The organism is Rhizobium sp. PRIMUS64, from assembly GCF_023006465.1.
In the GTDB taxonomy this organism is placed as follows: Bacteria; Pseudomonadota; Alphaproteobacteria; order Rhizobiales; family Rhizobiaceae; genus Rhizobium; species Rhizobium leguminosarum.
Genome location: NZ_JALBGX010000386.1, coordinates 1 through 229 on the forward strand (window position 1 = coordinate 1; position 229 = coordinate 229).

The window sequence follows — 229 nt, forward strand, 5'->3', positions numbered from 1 at the left end:
CTCGGCCGATCCGAGCAAGCCGACCGTCAAGCCGGTCCCCTATGTCGGCGTGCAGTTCGTGGCGATCCCGGAATTCCAGGGCATCGGCACGGCAGTGGGCCAGCAGTTCTCCGCAGCCCTTGCCGGCCAACTTTCGGTCGACCAGGCCCTGCAGAGCGCCCAGCAGCTGGCAACCCGCGAAATGACCAAAGCCGGCTACATTAAATAAAACCTCCTGAGCAAGAGGCGG

At 63.8% G+C, this 229-nt stretch carries 1 pseudogene; it reads left to right on the top strand.

The features are described from left to right. Window positions 1-208: pseudogene (locus MOV76_RS39675) on the top strand (sugar ABC transporter substrate-binding protein); the annotation flags it as partial. Window positions 209-229: the final 21 nt, after the last annotated feature.